Annotated in this window: 3 protein-coding genes and 1 pseudogene; 1 reads left to right on the top strand and 3 read right to left on the bottom strand. The window is 65.5% G+C overall.

What is annotated here, in order from left to right; translation table 11 throughout:
- Together RT424_RS22110 and thiE are read right to left on the bottom strand one after the other, a co-directional pair.
- The coding region (locus RT424_RS22110; RefSeq protein ID WP_313442634.1) for an arylamine N-acetyltransferase at positions 1-617 on the bottom strand (617 nt) is incomplete at its 3' end.
- A gap of 128 nt (positions 618-745) precedes the next feature.
- Positions 746-1,384 carry a thiamine phosphate synthase gene (gene thiE / locus RT424_RS22105; RefSeq protein WP_313442632.1) on the bottom strand — a complete coding sequence of 213 codons (639 nt, stop codon included), beginning with the start codon at positions 1,382-1,384 and terminating at the stop codon, positions 746-748.
- A 213-nt stretch (positions 1,385-1,597) separates the two neighbouring features.
- Here thiE and RT424_RS22100 point away from each other — a divergent pair, with 213 nt between their 5' ends.
- The gene (locus RT424_RS22100) at positions 1,598-2,152 is read left to right on the top strand and encodes a hypothetical protein (RefSeq protein WP_313442630.1); all 555 of its coding nucleotides are present in this window, start codon (positions 1,598-1,600) and stop codon (positions 2,150-2,152) included.
- A 62-nt stretch (positions 2,153-2,214) separates the two neighbouring features.
- Here the strand turns inward: RT424_RS22100 and RT424_RS22095 are convergent.
- Positions 2,215-2,597, bottom strand: a pseudogene (locus RT424_RS22095) (class I fructose-bisphosphate aldolase); the annotation flags it as partial.

The raw sequence follows: 2,597 nt of genomic DNA, 5'->3' as shown, positions 1-2,597 counted from the left end.
TAGTGATTGCTCATCTCCAGATCGTCCGGCGCCACGTCGCCCAAGTCGAAGACATATTGCGGCTGCCAATCACCGTGCTGGGCCGCGCGGTCATCCGTGGCTCCGGCAGGGCCAGCACGCTCCAGCCGCCATTCGCCGCCTAATGCGCCGCGCTCCCCCGTGCGCAGGAGACGATGCCATGCGCCGTCGTCCGTCCGGGCCTGTGCGCCGTCTTCCAGCGGCAGTGGCGGAACGTAGCTGCCGCCGAAACCGGCATCGGCAATCCACGCCTCCCCGCCGAGGTTCACCAGAAGCAGCGTGTGGGTGCGCGGCGGTACGACGCCTGGGTCCAGCCCCAGCAATACGCGCGCCAGCAAAGGCCGGTTGACCAGCCCCATCGCGGCGAGCGCGTCGCCGAACAGGCGGTTTTGCTCGAAGCAATAGCCTCCGCGCCCGCGCAGCACCAGCTTCTCGAACACGCTGGCGCTGTCGATGCGGATGCGCTCACCCAGCGGGATCGCCAGATTCTCGAAGCCGATGAATTGGCGGTGCGCGGCTTGCAACTCGGCAAGCTCCAAGGGCGAGGTCGGGAATGCCACGGAAAGACCGATGCGGGCGAAGTAGCGATCGAGATCCATGGCGCCGTTCTGCACCTGCCGTCCCTTGGGAGCAAGCCTGTGGATAAGCTGTTCAGAAGCGGTTGATGGACGGTGGAGATGCTGGGGAAGACGTGAGGATAGCTTGTGGATACCCCCACGTCGCGCCCTTATCCCTGAATGGCAGCCATCGCTTCGTGAAAAGCCTTGATGGCGGCAACTTCGTCGCCATTCCAGACTGCGCCCGAAACCGCCAGGAAGTCTGCGCCCGCCGCAACCAGCGGCCCGCAGTTCTCCGGCGTGATTCCACCGATGGCGACGCAGGGGAGTTCGAAGATGCCCTGCCACCATTCCAGCAGGTCCAGCCCCGCGGTGTGTTTCACCTGCTTGGTGGTGGTCGGGAAGAAAGCACCGAAGGCGACATAATCGGCTCCGGCTTCGCCCGCGTCCATGGCCAGATGGCGGCTGTCGTGGCAGGTGACGCCGATCTGTGCATCGCGGCCCAGCGCCTGGCGAGCTTCCTCGACGGTCCCGTCTTCCTGCCCGATATGCACGCCGTCCGCGCCAAGCCGCTTGGCGAGGCTGACCGAATCGTTGACGATGAAGGCCACGCTGCGATCGCCGCAGATCTTCTGCAAGGGCTCGGCAAGTCGCGCCGCCTCATGCTGGTCGAGATCCTTCACGCGGAACTGGAATGCCGCCACGGGGCCCGCGTCGAGCGCGCGCGCAAGGCGGTCGGGAAATGCGCCGGCCACTTCAAGCGGCGAGATCAGATAGAGCTGCGTCGGTGCGCGTTCGATGTCTTCCATGCCCGCCGCCCTAGAGCATTTTCGACGCAGGTGGAATCACCTGACCGCCCGGAAAATGCAGCAGGCGAAGAAAAGATCGGCAAGCCTGGCTCGATGAAGCTTCTCCGGGAAAAGGCTTTGTCCTCCGGGCAAAGGCGATAGTTAGGACAAGGTTCAGCCGCCATGCGGTTTTCTGCGGCCAACGCCGCTCGATCGACAGACAGTGTGAGGATCATGAGACGCCCCGCCTTATCGACCGCCCTTCCGCTCCTGACCGTGCTGGTCGCGCTTTCGGCCTGCCGGATCATTCCGGAATCGCCCGGCACCGCGCCTGCCCGAGCCGCCCCTGCTCAACCCTTCGTTGCGAACCAGACCGAGCCGCAGGTTGTCGACAACACGCCTGAAGCCCGCTCGGAGAACCCGGCCGCCGCCGATTTCTACACACCGCAATCACCTGCGGCGCCCGGTCCCTATAGCGGCCCCCCGCTGGCCTATACCCGCATCGGCGAGGCGGTCTATGTAGACGGCCCAAGCGTGACGCCGTTGGCGCTTCTCGAAGACAGCCGCTGTGCCGAGGGTACGCAATGCGTCTGGGCCGGACGCCTGCGCCTGCGGGTGCGCGTCGAGCTGGGCTCAGGCCCGCGCGAGATCGAGATGACCCTGGGCCAGCCCGTGCAGATCGCGGATGGTCAGCTGGACCTGCTGGACGCCCTGCCCCATCCCGTTGCCGGCCGCAAATCCGCCCCGCTGGCCTACCAGTTCGGTTTCCGCTTCATGGGCGGCCTCTGAACGATGAAAGGGCGGCGCCCTGCGGCACCGCCCTCTCCTTCAAGCAAATCCGGTGAAGCGGATCAGGCGGCGGCGGCCGCATCCACCTTCTGGGTCGAGCCCTTGAAGATTTCGTCGATCGCTTCGCCCAGCGCCGCGTCGAATTCGGCATCGCTCATCTGCGAACGCAGGTCTTCGAGCAGCGCGCGGCTGAAGCTGGCGATGATGCCCTTGTTCTTCGCCAGTTCGCCGCAGGCTTCGGTACGGGCATAACCGCCCGAAAGCGCGACGACGCGCAGCACCTTGGGATGCGAGACGAGGGGATCGAAAGTGCCGGCCACGATCGGCAGCGACAGCTTGAGCATCACGCGCGTGCCTTCGGGCAGAGCGTCGAGGTTCTTAAGGATCTCGGCCAGAAGCAGCTCGTCGCACTCGGCGCGGGTTTCGCTCTTGATGTTCACTTCGG

This window comes from Novosphingobium sp. (assembly GCF_032093395.1).
Classification (GTDB): Bacteria; Pseudomonadota; Alphaproteobacteria; order Sphingomonadales; family Sphingomonadaceae; genus Novosphingobium.
Note: the sequence above shows the minus strand (reverse complement) of the source record. Positions and strands in the feature narration are given on the sequence as shown.

Coding starts and splice junctions, on each gene's coding strand:
- thiE (WP_313442632.1), bottom strand. CDS start 1,384: ATGGAAGACATCGAACGCGCACCGACGCAGCTCTATCTGATCTCGCCG.
- RT424_RS22100 (WP_313442630.1), top strand. CDS start 1,598: ATGAGACGCCCCGCCTTATCGACCGCCCTTCCGCTCCTGACCGTGCTG.